Genomic DNA, 16372 nt, shown 5'->3' on the forward strand with positions numbered 1-16372 from the left:
TTTTATTCATATAAAGATAATAGATAAGTTAGATGACAAAAGAGACAACGGGCAGAGTGCCGCTTCGATTTTATTGGTTAATTTTCTTAGCCGCCGCCTGTCTGCGGGTTACGTTGACATCACTTGGGTCGTTTGTAGAGGATATCTCAAACGACCTTTCCTTGTCTAAAGCGGTGGCAAGTTTAGTGGTGACGATCCCGACGCTCTGTATGGGTGTTTGCGCGCTACTGGCAACGCCGCTTAGTAACCGAATTGGTCTTGAGCGCACGATTACACTCTCAATTTTTACGATTGCGATCGCTACCTTTTTTAGAACGCATTTTTCGACGGTGATGCTCTTGATTCTCTTCTCATTTGTGATGGGAACGGGGATCGCCATTGTCGGGCCGCTCGCTTCGGGATTTGTAAAACGTCATTTTGGTACGCTCTCATCGAGAGGGATGTTTCTCTACTCTCTAGGCATTAGCGTCAGTGGTGTATTAGGGACGTTTGGTACGTCGGTTTTAAGCGGATACTTTGATCTTAAATGGCCGGTAGCGCTTGAGCTTTGGGCATTGCCGATATTTCTGATTGCGCTCTTTTGGGCACTCTATTATCTTCGGCCAAGCGGGAATATGGCGAATAATAGAGGTCAACAAGAGGCGAAAGCACCGCTCCCGTGGGGCAATAAAAAAGCGTGGTTACTCGTTCTCTGTTTCGGGCTTCAATCGGGAAATTTCTACACCCTGGTGACGTGGCTGATTCCTTATCTCGAAGAGCAGGGCGTTTCAGCGCTGCATAGCCAAATTCTGCTCAATCTGTTTATGTTAAATGGGATTTTAGGCAGCTTTGTCTTTCCCTTTTTATTGGCGCGGTTTCGTAAAGAAGTGGCGATCTACGTGGCGGCATTTATGTTGATCAGCTCGATCTTGGCGATCCTCTTCTTCTTTGAAAATCGCATCATTCTCTATAGCGCAATTTTCGTACTCGGAATGACGGCCAATGCGGGAATGTTTGTCATTGTATTAACGCTCCCCTTTCATGAAGTGCATAGTGGAAATGAGATTGCGAGCTGGACTGCGATGATGTCCTTCGGCGGGTATGTAATTTCATCAATGATTCCAACCCTTTTTGGGTTTATTTATGATATAACTAATTCTTATGCGAACGTTATGTGGGGTCTTCTCGCAAGTTCCATACTGCTTTTAGGCTGTTTTTTGTTCTTTTTATATAGTAAAAGTGAAAAACCGCTCCAAAAAATTCACCAATCATAATCATCAAAAGGGATTTAATTCATGAAAATTTTAGTATTATCAGGGGACGGCATCGGCCCAGAAATCGTGGCTGAAGCTGAAAAAGTATTACGTTTTGTGTCTCAAAAACACGATTTTGATCTAGAGATTGATCATGCACTGATTGGTGGTGTAGCGATTGATTCAGTCGGCGTACCTTTTCCTGATGAGACGCTCGCAAAAGCGAAAGCGGCGGATGCTATTTTACTTGGCGCGGTGGGCGGTCCTAAATATGATACGCTCCCTCGTGAAATTCGCCCTGAGCGCGGATTATTGGCGATTCGTAAAGAATTAAATCTCTTTGCAAACCTTCGCCCAGCACAAGTTTTTGAAGAGCTGGCTCATGCATCAACCTTAAAGCATGAAGTGGTAGCGGGGCTTGATATCTTAATCATGCGCGAATTGACCGGCGATATCTATTTTGGTGAGCCTCGCGGGATTGAAGTTCGTGATGGCGAGCGTGTGGGCATCAATACGATGGTCTATTCAGAATCTGAAATTCGCCGTATTGCTCACGTTGCGTTCCAAGCGGCGCAAAAGCGTAATAAACGCGTCTGTTCAATCGATAAAATGAACGTATTAGAAGCGACCCAATTATGGCGCGATGTGGTGACTGAGGTATCTAAAGAGTATCCCGATGTGGAGCTTTCACACCTATTAGTTGATAATGCGGCGATGCAATTAGTGCGCAATCCAAAACAGTTTGACGTGATGTTAACCGGGAATATCTTTGGTGATATTTTATCGGATGAAGCGTCGATGTTAACCGGTTCAATCGGCATGCTGCCATCGGCGTCGCTCGATGAAAATAATAAAGGACTTTACGAGCCAATTCACGGTTCAGCGCCGGATATCGCAGGGCAGAATAAAGCGAACCCCCTTGCAACGATTTTATCGATCGGCATGATGTTCCAATACAGTTTTGATCGTACCGATATCGCAAAAGAGATTGAAAATGCGGTGAAATCGGTCTTAGCGGCAGGGCATCGTACCCTTGATATCGCGGATGATGCATCACAAGCGATCGGCTGTAAAGAGATGGGCGATTTGGTGATTGAAGCCCTTAAGTAGATAGTATAATTGAGGCAAGGAGATCTTAGGTCTTCACTTGCTTCGAGACAATATCGAACGGTATTAAACGATATAGATAAAGAGCCGATTTTTGCGATAGATTGATTCATCACGAGAATCGCGCTCTTTTTTAGATTTAAGCACAGTAAAATTTATATAAAATTATAGATATATAACAATGAGGAATGTATGAAAAAGCTAGGTATTATCGGTTGGCGTGGTATGGTTGGATCGGTGTTGATGGATCGTATGATTGAAGAGAAAGATTTTACCGATCTTTATACGACCTTCTTCTCAACCTCAAATGCAGGGGGCGATGCGCCTACCATTGAGGGATCTCAAGAGACGACGCTTGCGGATGCTTTTTCATTTGAAGCGCTTATGGCGCAAGACATTATTATCAGCTGCCAAGGCGGCGATTATACGAGTGAGGTCTTTTTTGATCTGCGTGAAAAGGGCTGGAATGGTTACTGGATTGACGCGGCCTCAACCCTTCGTATGAACGATGATGCGACGATTGTGCTCGATCCTGTGAACCATCATGTGATCGATGAGAGTTTAGATCGTGGGATCAAAAACTACATCGGTGGAAACTGTACGGTGAGTTTAATGTTGATGGGATTAGGGCCTCTTTTTAAAGCGGGCCTTGTTGAGTGGGCAACATCGATGACCTACCAATCTGCCTCTGGTGCCGGTGCGCAAAATATGCGTGAACTGATTGAACAGATGGGTGAGATTTATACGCCCGTTAAAGCCGATTTAGAGAATCCCGCGCTCTCAATCTTAGAGATTGATAAGAAAATTACCGATCACTTTAAAGATGCCTCATTTCCAACCGAACGTTTTGGTGCGCCGCTTGCTGGAAGCCTCATTCCGTGGATTGATAGCGAACTTGAAAATGGCCAAAGCCGTGAAGAGTGGAAAGCGATGGCGGAAACCAATAAGCTTCTTCAACTTAAAAAACAAGTGTCGCTCGATGGAACGTGCGTGCGCGTTGGGGCAATGCGTTGTCACTCACAAGCGCTCACTCTTAAATTAACGCAAGATATCTCCATTCCTGAGATTGAAGCGATGCTCGCCGCGGGAAATGATTGGGTGAAGGTGGTGCCGAACCATAAAGAGATCACCATGCAAGAGCTCACACCAGCGGCCGTATCGGGCTCATTGACAATTCCTGTGGGTCGTTTACGTAAATTAAACATTGGTAATCAATACTTAAACTGCTTTACAGTTGGAGATCAGCTTCTTTGGGGAGCTGCAGAGCCGCTTCGCCGGATATTGTCAATTATCAAAAAAACGGCTTAGGAGTTTGCAACTCTTAAATAAAGCTTGATATCATTGCAATAGGCAAATTATGAGTAGTTAATTCGTTAAGGGTGGGCGTTGATTTTCAATGCAAACCCTTTCGTTTATTACCCCGATGCATTACAGAATACAAGAGAAACTTAATACGATGAAGTCTAAGAAATTAACTCAGGTTTTAGCGGGCATATTCGCGATTTCAGCATTTGGCAGCGCACATGCGATCACGTTAACCAATGCACAAACCAAATCATATATTGACGAACCTTTACAGATCGAAGCAAAAGTGGTGGGCGCGGGAGATATCATGCTCCCAAAATACACCGACTATTTGCAGTATGGTTACGAGGTCGTTGATTACAACCTTTCTTTAGATTTCTATGAAAAAAATGGATCGCAATACCTGTCGATCACAACGGATACGCCGATCAATGATCCAGCCTTTATCTTATTGCTTCGCGGAGTGGATGAAAATAAGCGCGTGAGCTTATTAGAAATCCCAGTTATTTTAGACTTCCGGACTAAAGCCCCTGCACCAAAACGTGCGGAAACAGCGGTTGCGGCAGCGCCAAAAAAAACGCCTAAAGTCAAAGCAGAAGCAAGCGCTCCGAAAGTGGATGAGCGCCCAAGTTTACCTAAAGTTACGGCAGAAAAAGTAGAGGCCGCACCGACGGCAACGGCGGCGGAAAAAGCAGTCGCGCAAAATGGCGCAACCACAACAAAAGTTGAAATGGTCTATGAGAAATACGGTCCGGTAAAACAGGGTGAAACTATTTGGCGCATCGCTAATGGCTTTGCAACAAAGCACAAAGTCCCTGTCAACGATATGATTGCGCGCATCAAAAAAGAAAATCCTAAAGCATTTCCTAATGGTGTATTGCTTGCAAATGTTACGCTTCGCGTACCCGTTGGAACGAAAACCGTTGAAGTGGCGGCGCCAAGTGTGAAAGCAGATGAGACTCTGTTAACACCTCCAGTTGCTGACACAGCAAGTGCGCTTGATAGCGTTACAGAACCGATTAAAGAAGCGGCAGAGACCGTTAAAGAGACCGTGACGGATGCGGTTTCGGATCTTAAACAGGATGCCAGTCCAAGCGGACAGGATAAAAGCGCAGAGTCGGCTCTCGGAGCTCTCGAATCTAAAGGCGAAGAGGTTCAAGCTGACCTTAAGGCGGCAGTCACCGAAAAAGTAGATGCGGCAACGGATAAAGTTAAAGAAGCGGTTGATGATGTGAAAGCGTCAGCTACTGAAGTAAAAGATGATGCCGTAAAAGCGGTAACAGATATCGCGGATGATGCGAAAACATCACTCGATGCGGCGGGCGTAACCGTGACGGAAATCGCAACCGATCTCACGCATGATGCGAAAGAAGATGTTGAAGCCCTTGCGCTTGAGGCAAAGGAAAAAGCCGAAGAGAGCGCTGAAGCGGCAAAAGCTAAATTAGCAGAAGAAGCGAAAGCGGCAGAGGCTGAAAAAACACGTTTAGAACAAGAAGTTCTTGCTGCAAAAGAGAAGGCTGAAAAATTAGCGGCTGAGAAAAAAGCGGAACTTGAAGCGATGGTTGTCGCTGAAGAGCCCGTTAAAAAACCGATCGTAGTGCATGATCCAATGCTCGATGAGCCTAAAGGGATCGTTGACATTATCATGGAAAATGCGATTGCAATTGTGGTGGGCTTAGGCGCGTTATTAATGGGATTGATTGCCATTGTCTTAATGCGTAAACGTAAAGAAGAGTTTGCCCCGGTTGGTGAACTCACTCAGCCTGTAGGGGATGTATTGGCTCAAGATAGTGCTACTGAAACAGCGGATGCCGAGGAAAATCATGAGCATACAGCGGTCGCGCTGGTACAATCTCATGGCGGTAAAAATATTGACTTTACCGAGTCAGAGCTTGGAGAGGATGCGCATGTCCAAAATATCTTACCAGATGCTGAAGAGCCCGCAACGGTTGACGAAGATAGTGAGTTTTTAGACGCATTAAGCGCACTTGAGTCGCTTGATGAAGAAATTTCTGAAACGCCACAAGAGTTTGAGCCAGAAGCAATTGCGATTGAAGAGACTCCAGAAACGATCGAAATGCCAGCTGCAGAATCAGAGAGTCAATCATTAAGTTTTGATGATAGTGCACTCGATGATCTTATTTCTGAGGAAGAGCCTGCGGCAGAAGCAGATGGTCTCTCTTTTGAAGATGGCCTTGCGTTTGAAGATTCGCTGACCGATCTTGAAGAGAGCGTTACAGAGGAATCAGACGTTTCGTCAGAGCCTGTCGTCGATGCATCTGAAGGTTTAAGCTTTGAATCAGAACTTGTTGATACATTAACCAGTGATGAGGAAGAAACTTCAGATGTTGAAGCAACGTCGTTTGAAATCTCCGATGAAACACTGGCAGAACCTGAAGAAGAGGAAATTCTCGACTTTGATCTTGATAAACTCACCACAGAATTAACACCGGAAAATGTGGAACTTCCTGAAGCGCTTCCAGAGGTGGATCTTGATTCTGCACTTGAAGAGATTCAAACCAAGCATGAAGAAGAGCATCCTGAAATGGATACAAAATCATTTGTATTTGATTCAGTGGAAGAGGAGGCCAAAGAAGATCTCGAACCTTTCTTAGATTTAGAGATCGATAGCAACGAAGCCGATGAGGAACAGGCTGATCCAACGGCCGAACTTGATGCACTAATGGCAGGGATTGAAGAGATTCATGAAACTGAAAAAGGTGCGATTGAGCCCCTTGAAGAAGTCGCTGAGATTGAAATGCCAGAGGCAGTTGAGGTTGAAGAGATTGAGGAAACAGATGTTGAGCCGAGCGATGATGATCAAGAATCACTCGATTCACTCAATGCAGCGCTCGATACTTTAGAAACCGCTAAAGCGCCTGAAGTAGCTGCACCAATAGCAGGAGCTGCGGATGCGGATGAGTCGAATGAAGATGAAGAAGAGAGTGAGCGCGTGAAGCTTGAATTAGCGGAAGCGTACTTAGATCTCAACTTTGATGCAGCGCTGTCAATCCCGCTTCTTAATGAGGTAATTCAGGACGGTACTCCAGAGCAGATCGAAGAGGCAAAAGCGTTATTAGCGCGGGCGAATAAGCTCGTGAAATAACCTCATCAAAGCGCTCAAACCGAGCCTAAATGCGATATAATGCCTAAGCTAAGTAAACGAGCTTAGGCATTTTTTATTGTCTCAATTAATTTCAATTTCTATAAAGGATTTGCTATGACGCTACAGGAGCGTTTAGGTCAACGCGCTGTGTTTTTACGTGCGATTCGTGAGTATTTTTATCAAAAAAATATTATAGAAGTGGATACGCCCATTTTAAGTCAATTTGGTAATCCTGATCCGGCACTCCTTAATTTTGTAGCGACTTATCATGGCCCGGGGAAGCTGCATCAAAAGCCACTTTTCCTGATCACGTCGCCTGAATATCATATGAAGCGCCTTTTAGCGGCAGGCGTAGAGGATTGTTATTATTTAGGAAAGGTGTTCCGCGATGGTGAGTTGAGTTCACGCCATAATCCTGAATTTACCATGCTCGAATGGTATCGATTGGGCTTTAGCTTGGAAACGTTGATGGATGAGATTATTCTCCTTGTCCAAACGCTCACCGAGAAAAATCTCGCAGTAGAATTTTATACCTATCGTGAAGCGTTTGAGACGTTTTTAGAGATTAATCCTTTTGAGGCAACGCTGGATGATCTGCTTGCATTAATTAAGAAACATAATATTGATCTGGGCTTTACCCCTAAAGATCGTGATGAGGCGTTTGACTTAATAGTCTCATTTTTAATTGAGCCGGCGTTTGACCCTGAAAAATTGACGCTGCTCTATCATTATCCTGCCTCACAAGCCTCGCTTGCGAAGATTGTAACCGATGATGCGGGGAATTTAGTGGGGAAACGTTTTGAGCTCTATTGGAAGGGCTTAGAGCTTGCCAATGGCTATGAAGAGTTAACTGACAGTCATGAACAACGCATTCGCTTTGAAAATGAAAATAGGGCCCGTGAAGAGGCGGGATATAGAGCTGTTCCCATTGATGACAAGATGCTCGAAGTGCTCGATGATCTACCATATTGCAGCGGCGTTGCGATGGGGGTGGATCGCCTGATGATGGCGCTATGGGGGAAATCTAAAATCGAAGAGGTCGTGCCGTTTGGATTGGATGAAGCTTAGATGGGGCGTAAAAAAGGCGAGTCATGGTCTATAAATCTGTATAAAACCATACACTCGCCAATTTTAATGTCTAATTTGAAAACGTTTAAATTACTCTTCGCTTACCACTTCATCGTCCACATCGCTACCGCGAATTTGCGCTTTGTCAAAGGCAAGGCGAGAATTACGGCGTAAAATAGCGTTGTCATAACGACGTTTTTGCGTTTCGGTATCGAGTGATAATTCAGGAATTTTAGTAGGGATTCCGTTATCGTTGACCGCAACCATGGTGAAGTAACAGCTATTGGTGTGACGGACTTCACGGGTACGGATATTTTTGGCTTCAACGCGAACGCCGATCTCCATTGAGGTGCGACCGACGTAGTTTACGCACGCGCGGAAGGTGACAAGTTCTTGAACATAGATGGGTTCTTTAAAGACCACTTTATCAACCGATAAGGTCACTACGTAGCTTCCCGCATATTGGCTTGCGCAGGCATACGCCACTTGGTCGAGTAGTTTTAAAATGTCGCCCCCGTGGACATTTCCTGAAAAATTAACCATGTCAGGGGTCATTAAAACAGTCATTGTTAATTCGCGGGTGGGTTGTCTCATTTTTTCCATTTCGTTCTCATTTATCGTTATTTATGGGTATAATGGTGAATGAACATATTATAGAGACATTTGTTAAGACATATCAAATATTATCCTTTTATCGCCTTCATTGATGAAGTTTTTTATTAAGCGAGATTATGAGTTATCTAGAGTCCTTAAATGAGAGTCAATTCGATGCTGTCACTGCACCGCTCGGTCCTGTCCGTGTTTTAGCCGGTGCCGGATCGGGAAAAACCCGGGTATTAGTCTCCCGCATTGCGTGGTTATTAAATACAGAACAGTGTCGCGCCCATTCGATTTTAGCGGTGACCTTTACCAATAAAGCCGCCTTTGAGATGAAAGTTCGGCTTCAAGATTTGATTCAAACCTCGCTTAAAGGCCTCTGGATGGGGACGTTTCACTCGCTGTGTCACAGATTATTGCGCATGCATTGGCAAGAAGCGAAACTCCCACAAAACTTCCAGATTTTAGACAGTGATGATCAAACGCGCCTCTGCCGCCGGATTATTCGTGAAGCGGGCGTTGATGAAAAAACGATTCAACCGCGTGAGCTTGCTAATTATATTTCAGGTCATAAAGAAGAGGGGCGACGGGCGCATCATTTGGAATTTTATGATCAGCATGAAGCGCAACTGATCGAGCTCTATAAACTCTATCAAACGGCGTGTGAAACCGCGGGATTGGTGGATTTTTCGGAGATTTTATTGCGTTCGCTTGAATTGTTGCGGGATAACAGCGCTATTTTAGAACATTATCAAGAACGCTTTCAATTTATCTTAGTGGATGAGTTTCAGGATACCAACAGCGTGCAATATGCGTGGTTAAAACTGCTTGCGCGTAAGCATGAGCGTCTTTTTGTTGTTGGCGATGACGATCAATCTATCTACGGTTGGCGCGGGGCAAAGATTGAAAATATCCTCAATTTTGATCGGGATTTTCCTGAAACGACAACAGTGCGTTTAGAGCAAAATTATCGCTCAACGCAAGCGATTTTAAGTGCTGCGAATGCGGTTATAGCTAAAAATAGTGAACGCCTACCGAAGAAACTCTGGACCGATAATGAATCAGACCAATTACTCGTCGGTTACCGCGCGACAGATGGGTATGATGAGGCGCGTTTTGTGGTGGAAACCATTCAAGATCTGCTCAAAAAAGAAGAGGGTGTACGTAAATCCGATATTGCAATCTTATATCGCTCAAATGCGCAATCGCGTCTCTTTGAAGAGTTTTTAATGCGCAAACAGATTCCATATCGCGTGTATGGTGGTTTGCGCTTCTTTGATCGTGCGGAAATCAAAGACATTTTGTCCTATTTTCGTCTTATCGTAAATCCCAAAGATGATGTCTCTATCGAGCGCGCCATGACGACGCCGCCCAAAGGCATCGGGCAAGCGACGATTAATCGCATTCGGGAGTTTGCGACAACGCACGGGGCATCGCTGTGGGATTCGGCGAATATGATGCTCGAAAGCCAAGCACTCCCAACGCGCACGCACAATGTGCTCTTAAGTTTTGTGACGCAAATTAATGAGATGAAGGCGCTGACGGAAAACGATCTCGCACTGCCAGATCTTTTTAGTGAAATTATTGAGCGCAGCCAGCTAAAACCTCACTATAAAAAAGAGCCCTTAGGACGCGGGGAAGATCGCATCGATAACTTAAATGAGTTGATTACTGCGGCGGAATATTTCACCAATGGCGAAAAGGTGGAGCTTGCCTTTATTGAAGAGGAGATCGATCCATTATCGCTCCCGCTTTATGAGCAGCTCGAAGCATTTTTAGGGCAAACCTCGCTCAATTCGTCGGAAAATCAAGCGGAGATTGATGAGGATTCGGTGCAATTGATGACGCTTCACGCCTCAAAGGGACTCGAGTTTCCCTATGTCTTTATGGTTGGGCTCGAAGATGGACTATTCCCAAGTGATAATTCACTCTCGGAGGGCCGTATTGAAGAGGAGCGCCGTCTTGCCTATGTGGGGATTACTCGCGCGGAGACAAAGCTTTTCTTAACCTCGGCAGAGAGCCGAATGATCTACGGGAAAACGCTCTATCTCCCTGTTTCTCGCTTTGTACGCGATATTCCGCTGGAGCTTGTTGAGCTTGAAGGGCCGGGCATTCGGGTAACGCCAACGACGGTTAATTCAAATAGTAATCACGCCTTTAATACGCCTAGAACCGATGGAATTGAAGGATTTAATCTCGGGGATTTAGTGGAGCATCCTAAATTTGGCGAAGGGGTGATTCAAAATTTTGAAGGATCAGGACCGAGCACGCGCGTTGTTATTAACTTCTCAAATGGCGGGCGGAAAGTCTTGGTTTTAAGTTTTGCTAAACTCACCAAGCTCGATTGATATGAATAAATACTGGATAAAACAGGCAATATTAAAATAAACACTAAAACGTGAAGGCGTAAATTTAGGAAAATCAAGGATGATCGAACGGCACGGCGGGACGCTGATTAATTGGGATAAGGCGCGTAAATTTGGATTTATTCAATCGGGGAAGCGCGAGGTATTTGCACATATTAGTGACTTTCCTCCCGGTGCAAAACCGAAAGTTGGGGATTCACTCACGTTTACCCAAATTATGACGGAAAAGGGATTTCGCGCCACGGAGATTCATGGAAGTCGTGTTAAAAAATGCCCCGTTCATTCGATTTGGAAAAATCTCTATTTTACGATTACGTTTGTTAGCGTTATGGTGGGGATTTTTATCCTTTTCCGCGATCATGAACTCCTCGATAGCGGTAGGCTTCAAGCATCCATGGCGTATCATTCCTTTTTATCGATCCCCTCGATCTATCTGGTGATGATTCCGATTACCTATATTGTGACGAGCCTTATTACGCTAAAATTGTATCGAAGTGATAAACATTCAGCACTTTTAGATGAATGGCGCGTCCCCGAAAGTACGCTCCATCTTTTTGAGCTATTTGGTGGTTGGATCGGCGGGTTTTTCGCTCAAAAAATCTGGCGGCATAAAAGCTCAAAAGGCAGCTATCAATTTGTTTTTTGGGTAATCGTAACGCTGCATTTATTGGTATGGATTGACCTGATCTTTTTTAACTTTCAAGGATTACAGATGATTTATGAGGAGGCAGTAGCGTATCTGTAAGAACATCAAAGCTATGTTGATGATGAAAAAATTCGTATAAGATTGATGTTATTGCCATAAGTGGTAGAATCTTCTGACAAAATGATAAAAATAGGTTGGAAGTATCGTTATGGAAAAACAGGGTCGAATCATCTCATTTATATTCTCAACATTCTTTGTTGGTCTAATTATTTTTGAGATACTGCAACTCTGGATCTCGCCCCGATTAGATCAAGGAGAGGCGATCTATACGCTTGCAACGCTCATGGTGATCGAGTTTTTTCTTGTTCATTCAGGCGTTTTTATGGCCGTGATTCCATCAGCCCTCATTAGGTTTCTCTTTATTCCAATTTATGGGCTCTTTGTCTTTGTTTTTAGCATGAGTGTTCCGGGCAATAGTATCTTTTATCTCTATCTTTTTATCGTTTTTCAAAGGATGATAGAACCTATTTTAGACCGCAGCATTGAGATGCGGAATGTACAAATTTTCACTGCGTCATTGAATGCATCCCTCTATTTCTTTCTTATCGTTATAATTGCCCCCAACCATGAAAAAATCCCTGTTTTGGGTTTAACGCCTACTTTTTTAGATGAATCGAACTATCTTGCTTTAGCCGCGAAAACCGGGGGAGTCTTCCTCGATACCCCTAATGTAGCCCTCGCTTTTGGTCTCTTTTTCTATTTAGGGCAAATTGGTATTAGCTACTTCATTAATTTTAAAGTGGATGCTCGAAAACTGGATTATGCCTCTATAAATATATGACTGATTAGGCAATATTATTTGATATAGCGCTATGAGTTTCTTGCGGAAAGAAGATTATTTTAAAAACAGGCTAGTCAGAAAGGATAAGGAATAAAAAAGTATGAAAACAGATTTAATAAAGAAATTACACTACCTATTATTTTTGGTCATCATGATGACTGGTATGACTAAGGCGGAAGAACAAGAGACTCCACAAGTGAAGTACCAATTACGTTTTAAGGCAAACTATATTCCTTGTGTAGTTAGAATTAATAATGTATTTATTTATGATACTTATAATTCAGAGAAAATCCCTAAACAGTTAAGCTTTGGACAAGATATTACGCAATATTTAGACCAAGGCAAAAATGAGCTATCCATCTTGGCAACCAATATTGCGGAATATATCTCATATCATAGAATAGAACAGAGTTATTGTGAGGTTGATATTCTTGCCACTGTAAAAAACCCCACTACTGGGGACATAGAGCGTAAAACGGTGAGTAATATTCGTTATTCATATGAAAAGAATCCCAAATGGTTAAAACGCAATTTTCCTTATTTACTTTCTGTTGATGAGTCGAATATGAATTTAGATGAGCGTTTATCATCGAATAAAGTAGGGCTACAACAGTTACCGCATGTTTATGATGCAGACAAAAAACCTGTACAAGAAACCTTGGCATCACGATCATTTATCGTAAATCATTATCAACCGTTTAGTTGGGTCAATGATTCGACGCCTTTTGAAAATACGCCTGAAAATAAAAAAAGGTTATGGGATAAATATCAAGAGATCTTAAAGGCCGTTGCGGATAAGGATAAAAAGGCGGTGCGTCAATTAGTTGAGCCTGGGGTTTCCGATATGGCGAGGCATTATGGGGATAGCAATGCGGAAGGTCAGTTTGAATTCTCCTTTGCCGATACGTTCCATCACTATTTTAATTTAAACCCCGATGTTTATAAGGCAAATCCATTAACGATCGATGATTATGATTTAGAGATTTATGCAGGGGGTAAGTTGTTCAGATTAAACCGAAAAGGATACACATTAGTTTCGCCATTACGCTGGGAAAATAGTGTGAGAGGGACGACGAGGATTTATAATCCGATCTTCACCTTTATTAATGGCAAGATTGTGATGGCTTGGTTTTAGATACATGATTAAAGTCTCATAAAAATGCCCGTTGAATTATTCAGGCGGGCATTTTTATTAATGATGGGTTTTAGATCAGCTTATTTTAAGCTACCGACCATCTCTTCTGGTTTAACCCACTCATCAAATTGGGCTTCCGTTAAGTAGCCTAATTCAAGGGCAGACTCTTTGAGAGTTGTGCCTTTTGCATGGGCATTTTTCGCAATTTTTGCCGCTTTATCGTAACCGATATGGGTGTTAAGCGCGGTAACGAGCATGAGTGAATTATTCACGAGCTCTTTAATGCGGTCACGGTTTGGCTCGATGCCTACGGCGCAGTGATCGTTAAATCCTTGCATTCCGTCGCCTAAAAGACGCACCGATTGTAGGAAATTATTGATAATCATTGGGCGGAAAACGTTGAGTTCAAAGTTACCGGATGCACCGCCGATATTGATGGCAACATCGTTCCCCATTACTTGAGCTGCGAGCATTGTCATCGCTTCTGACTGTGTCGGATTAACCTTACCTGGCATGATCGAGCTACCAGGCTCATTTTCAGGAATTGATAATTCGCCAATGCCTGAACGCGGGCCTGATGCTAACCAGCGAACGTCGTTAGCAATTTTCATTAATGATGCCGCTAAGCCTTTTAATGAACCGTGTGCATGAACAATCGCATCAGTGGTAGCGAGCGCTTCAAATTTATTCGGCGCTGAGGTGAACGGAATGCCGGTAAATTCAGCAATCTCTTTGGCAACGCGCTCAGCGTATTCAGGATGGGTGTTAAGTCCTGTACCAACCGCTGTTCCACCAAGAGCTAATTCCGCTAAATGGGGAAGGGAATTTTCAATATGCACTAAGTTGTGCGCTAGCATTGCTGCCCAACCTGAAATCTCTTGGCCAAGCGTTAATGGCGTTGCGTCTTGAAGATGCGTACGGCCAATTTTAACGATATCTTTAAACTCATCTGATTTTTTAGCAAAGGTTGTTTGAAGATTTTTAAGTTCTGGAATGAGATTGTTTTTAATGCTTGAAACCGCTGCAATGTGCATTGCTGTAGGGAATGAGTCGTTTGAGCTTTGCGCTTTATTCACATCATCATTTGGGTGCACTAAACGCTCTTCACCACGCACGCCGCCAAGAATTTCACTTGCGCGGTTTGCAAGAACTTCGTTCATGTTCATGTTTGTTTGAGTACCTGAACCGGTCTGCCACACAGAAAGTGGAAATTCCGTATCATGTTTACCCGCTAACACTTCATCGGCCGCCTGCATAATCGCTTCCGCTTTTTTAGCATCAAGATGACCTAAGTCCATATTCACTTTTGCCGCAGAACGTTTCACGATCGCTAAGCCATAAATAAGGGCTTTGGGCATTTTTTCAGTAGAAATTTTGAAGTTTTGCAATGAACGTTGCGTTTGGGCGCCCCAGAGTTTATCGCTCGGAACTTTCATATCACCCATGGTGTCTTTTTCTATACGAAATGTGTCTGACATCGCTTTAATTCTCCTCTTATGAAAGTCATTAAATTATTTCGTCACAACTCTTATATCATGCCATATTTTACCAGCTTACACAGCTCAATTTTTGCTGAAATTGACCGATACAATCATCTTTATCGATGGGACTACACAAATATTCGTTTTCTGCTATGATTCAAGGTGAGAAGTAAATATTAGTAAATGTATTTAACCTTGTGTTTAATCGATCAAAAGAGGATTGTCCATGTACAATAGAATTTTATTAACAATCGATGGTTCAGAAAATGCGATTCGCGCAGCGAAAGAAGCAGTTAAAATCGCAACATTATGTCAACACGTGCATGTGGAGGTCGTATACGTTATCGCTCCACCTAAAACGCATCGTGAACTGCTTTTAACGCCTACGGATAAAGATAAAGAAAAAATCCGTTCAGAGCGCATTGCGCCCGTCGAAGAGCTTCTTAAAGAAGCTGAGATCGATTACTCTGTGATCATCTTCCATGGTGATCCTGCACAGACCATTATCGACTACGAAGATGAGAGCCAATTTGATCTTTTAGTGATCGGTAGCCGTGGCCTTAACGTGGTTCAAAAACTGATGATGGGTAGCGTAAGTAGCAAGGTTATTCAGAAAGTCGGTTGCCCTGTATTAATGGTTAAATAATGTCATTAATATTGAATAATATTCAATAACAGGCAACAAAATCGGTCGTTAATCTCGATTTAATCTCGATAAATTAGCGACTGATTAAAAATAGATAAAAAGGGTTAAGCTGTGTAAAAATCATGCGTTGCCTGATATCAATCCTCAATATCGAGTATGATGTTGAGGATTTTTTATTTCCTTTGCTATAGTGAAGCTCTTATTTTGTGATAGGATTAAAAGATAATAAAAAGTTGCATGCCTATCCAAAATACCCCGAGGCTCTGCGACATAACAACAAAAAAACGGAGGATTATTGCAATATGAATGCATTGGACATCACGGATTGGCGCATCTTATATCAACTTCATAATGAAGGACGTTTGAGTAATCAAGATCTCGCACAACGCGTGGAACTTTCACCTTCGGCTTGTTTGCGTCGTGTGAAGGCACTTGAACAAGCGGGCTTTATTGAACGATATCGTGCGGAACTCAATCTGAAAAAACTGGGCTATACCTTTGAGGCGATGGTGCACGTCACAATCGATCAAAAGCAAGGGCAAAGCCATGAGCGTTTTATGGAAGCAATTGATGCGATTCCAGAGGTGACGTATGCCTATATGGTCACTGGCGCGTGCAACTATATTCTAAAAATTTGCGCGCGGGATTTAACGGCGTTTTCGGAGCTTGTGATTGATCGATTAAATCGAATTCCAGAAGTGCGCGAGCTCTGCTCTTATATTGTCTTAAAAGAGGTGAAACAGGCGCCGACGCAAATTTTCACCGCAAATGTCGAGGCGTTAGGGCAAGATCCGGTATAATCGAATCTTTACACTATTTAACGAATAGTTAACAGACAATTC

Annotated in this window: 13 protein-coding genes; 11 read left to right on the forward strand and 2 right to left on the reverse strand. The window is 43.2% G+C overall.

The window, feature by feature from the left end; genetic code table 11:
* Positions 1–32: 32 nt before the first annotated feature.
* From OXI21_RS07670 to epmA, 5 genes are all read left to right on the forward strand, one after another.
* Positions 33–1253 (forward strand): MFS transporter, encoded by a 1221-nt coding sequence (locus tag OXI21_RS07670; protein WP_279618977.1) that lies wholly within the window; start codon positions 33–35, stop codon positions 1251–1253.
* Positions 1254–1274: 21 nt separating this feature from the next.
* Positions 1275–2342, forward strand: coding sequence for a 3-isopropylmalate dehydrogenase (gene leuB / locus OXI21_RS07675; protein ID WP_279618978.1), 1068 nt, complete (start codon positions 1275–1277; stop codon positions 2340–2342).
* Positions 2343–2531: 189 nt separating this feature from the next.
* Positions 2532–3647 carry an aspartate-semialdehyde dehydrogenase gene (asd, locus tag OXI21_RS07680; RefSeq protein ID WP_279618979.1) on the forward strand — a complete coding sequence of 372 codons (1116 nt, stop codon included), beginning with the start codon at positions 2532–2534 and terminating at the stop codon, positions 3645–3647.
* A gap of 148 nt (positions 3648–3795) precedes the next feature.
* A complete protein-coding gene (locus OXI21_RS07685; RefSeq protein WP_279618980.1) occupies positions 3796–6750 on the forward strand; it encodes a FimV/HubP family polar landmark protein in 2955 nt (984 codons plus the stop codon).
* A gap of 114 nt (positions 6751–6864) precedes the next feature.
* Positions 6865–7818 carry an EF-P lysine aminoacylase EpmA gene (epmA, locus tag OXI21_RS07690; RefSeq protein ID WP_279618981.1) on the forward strand — a complete coding sequence of 318 codons (954 nt, stop codon included), beginning with the start codon at positions 6865–6867 and terminating at the stop codon, positions 7816–7818.
* A 90-nt stretch (positions 7819–7908) separates the two neighbouring features.
* Here the strand turns inward: epmA and OXI21_RS07695 are convergent, their stop codons facing one another.
* Entirely contained in the window at positions 7909–8421 is a 513-nt protein-coding gene (locus OXI21_RS07695) for an acyl-CoA thioesterase (protein ID WP_279618982.1), read from the reverse strand.
* 128 nt (positions 8422–8549) lie between these two features.
* On the opposite strand from OXI21_RS07695, the gene OXI21_RS07700 reads away from it, so the two are divergent.
* The 4 genes from OXI21_RS07700 (at position 8550) to OXI21_RS07715 (ending at position 13403) form a co-directional block, all read left to right on the forward strand.
* Positions 8550–10763: a UvrD-helicase domain-containing protein gene (locus OXI21_RS07700; RefSeq protein ID WP_279618983.1), complete on the forward strand. Its 2214-nt coding sequence runs from the start codon at positions 8550–8552 to the stop codon at positions 10761–10763.
* A 79-nt stretch (positions 10764–10842) separates the two neighbouring features.
* Complete coding sequence (locus OXI21_RS07705; RefSeq protein ID WP_279618984.1) at positions 10843–11526, forward strand: DUF1294 domain-containing protein; 684 nt, start codon at positions 10843–10845, stop codon at positions 11524–11526.
* A gap of 109 nt (positions 11527–11635) precedes the next feature.
* The gene (locus tag OXI21_RS07710; protein ID WP_279618985.1) at positions 11636–12268 is read left to right on the forward strand and encodes a hypothetical protein; all 633 of its coding nucleotides are present in this window, start codon (positions 11636–11638) and stop codon (positions 12266–12268) included.
* 100 nt (positions 12269–12368) lie between these two features.
* Entirely contained in the window at positions 12369–13403 is a 1035-nt protein-coding gene (locus OXI21_RS07715) for a hypothetical protein (protein ID WP_279618986.1), read from the forward strand.
* Between the two features lie 80 nt (positions 13404–13483).
* On the opposite strand, the gene fumC is transcribed toward OXI21_RS07715, so the two are convergent.
* Positions 13484–14881, reverse strand: coding sequence for a class II fumarate hydratase (gene fumC / locus OXI21_RS07720; protein ID WP_279618987.1), 1398 nt, complete (start codon positions 14879–14881; stop codon positions 13484–13486).
* Between the two features lie 229 nt (positions 14882–15110).
* Between fumC and OXI21_RS07725 the strand changes: the two genes are divergently transcribed.
* Complete coding sequence (locus OXI21_RS07725) at positions 15111–15530, forward strand: universal stress protein (protein ID WP_279618988.1); 420 nt, start codon at positions 15111–15113, stop codon at positions 15528–15530.
* 302 nt (positions 15531–15832) lie between these two features.
* Complete coding sequence (locus OXI21_RS07730) at positions 15833–16330, forward strand: Lrp/AsnC family transcriptional regulator (RefSeq protein WP_279618989.1); 498 nt, start codon at positions 15833–15835, stop codon at positions 16328–16330.
* Positions 16331–16372: the final 42 nt, after the last annotated feature.

The organism is Ignatzschineria sp. RMDPL8A (genome assembly GCF_029815055.1).
Classification (GTDB): domain Bacteria; phylum Pseudomonadota; class Gammaproteobacteria; order Cardiobacteriales; family Wohlfahrtiimonadaceae; genus CALZBJ01.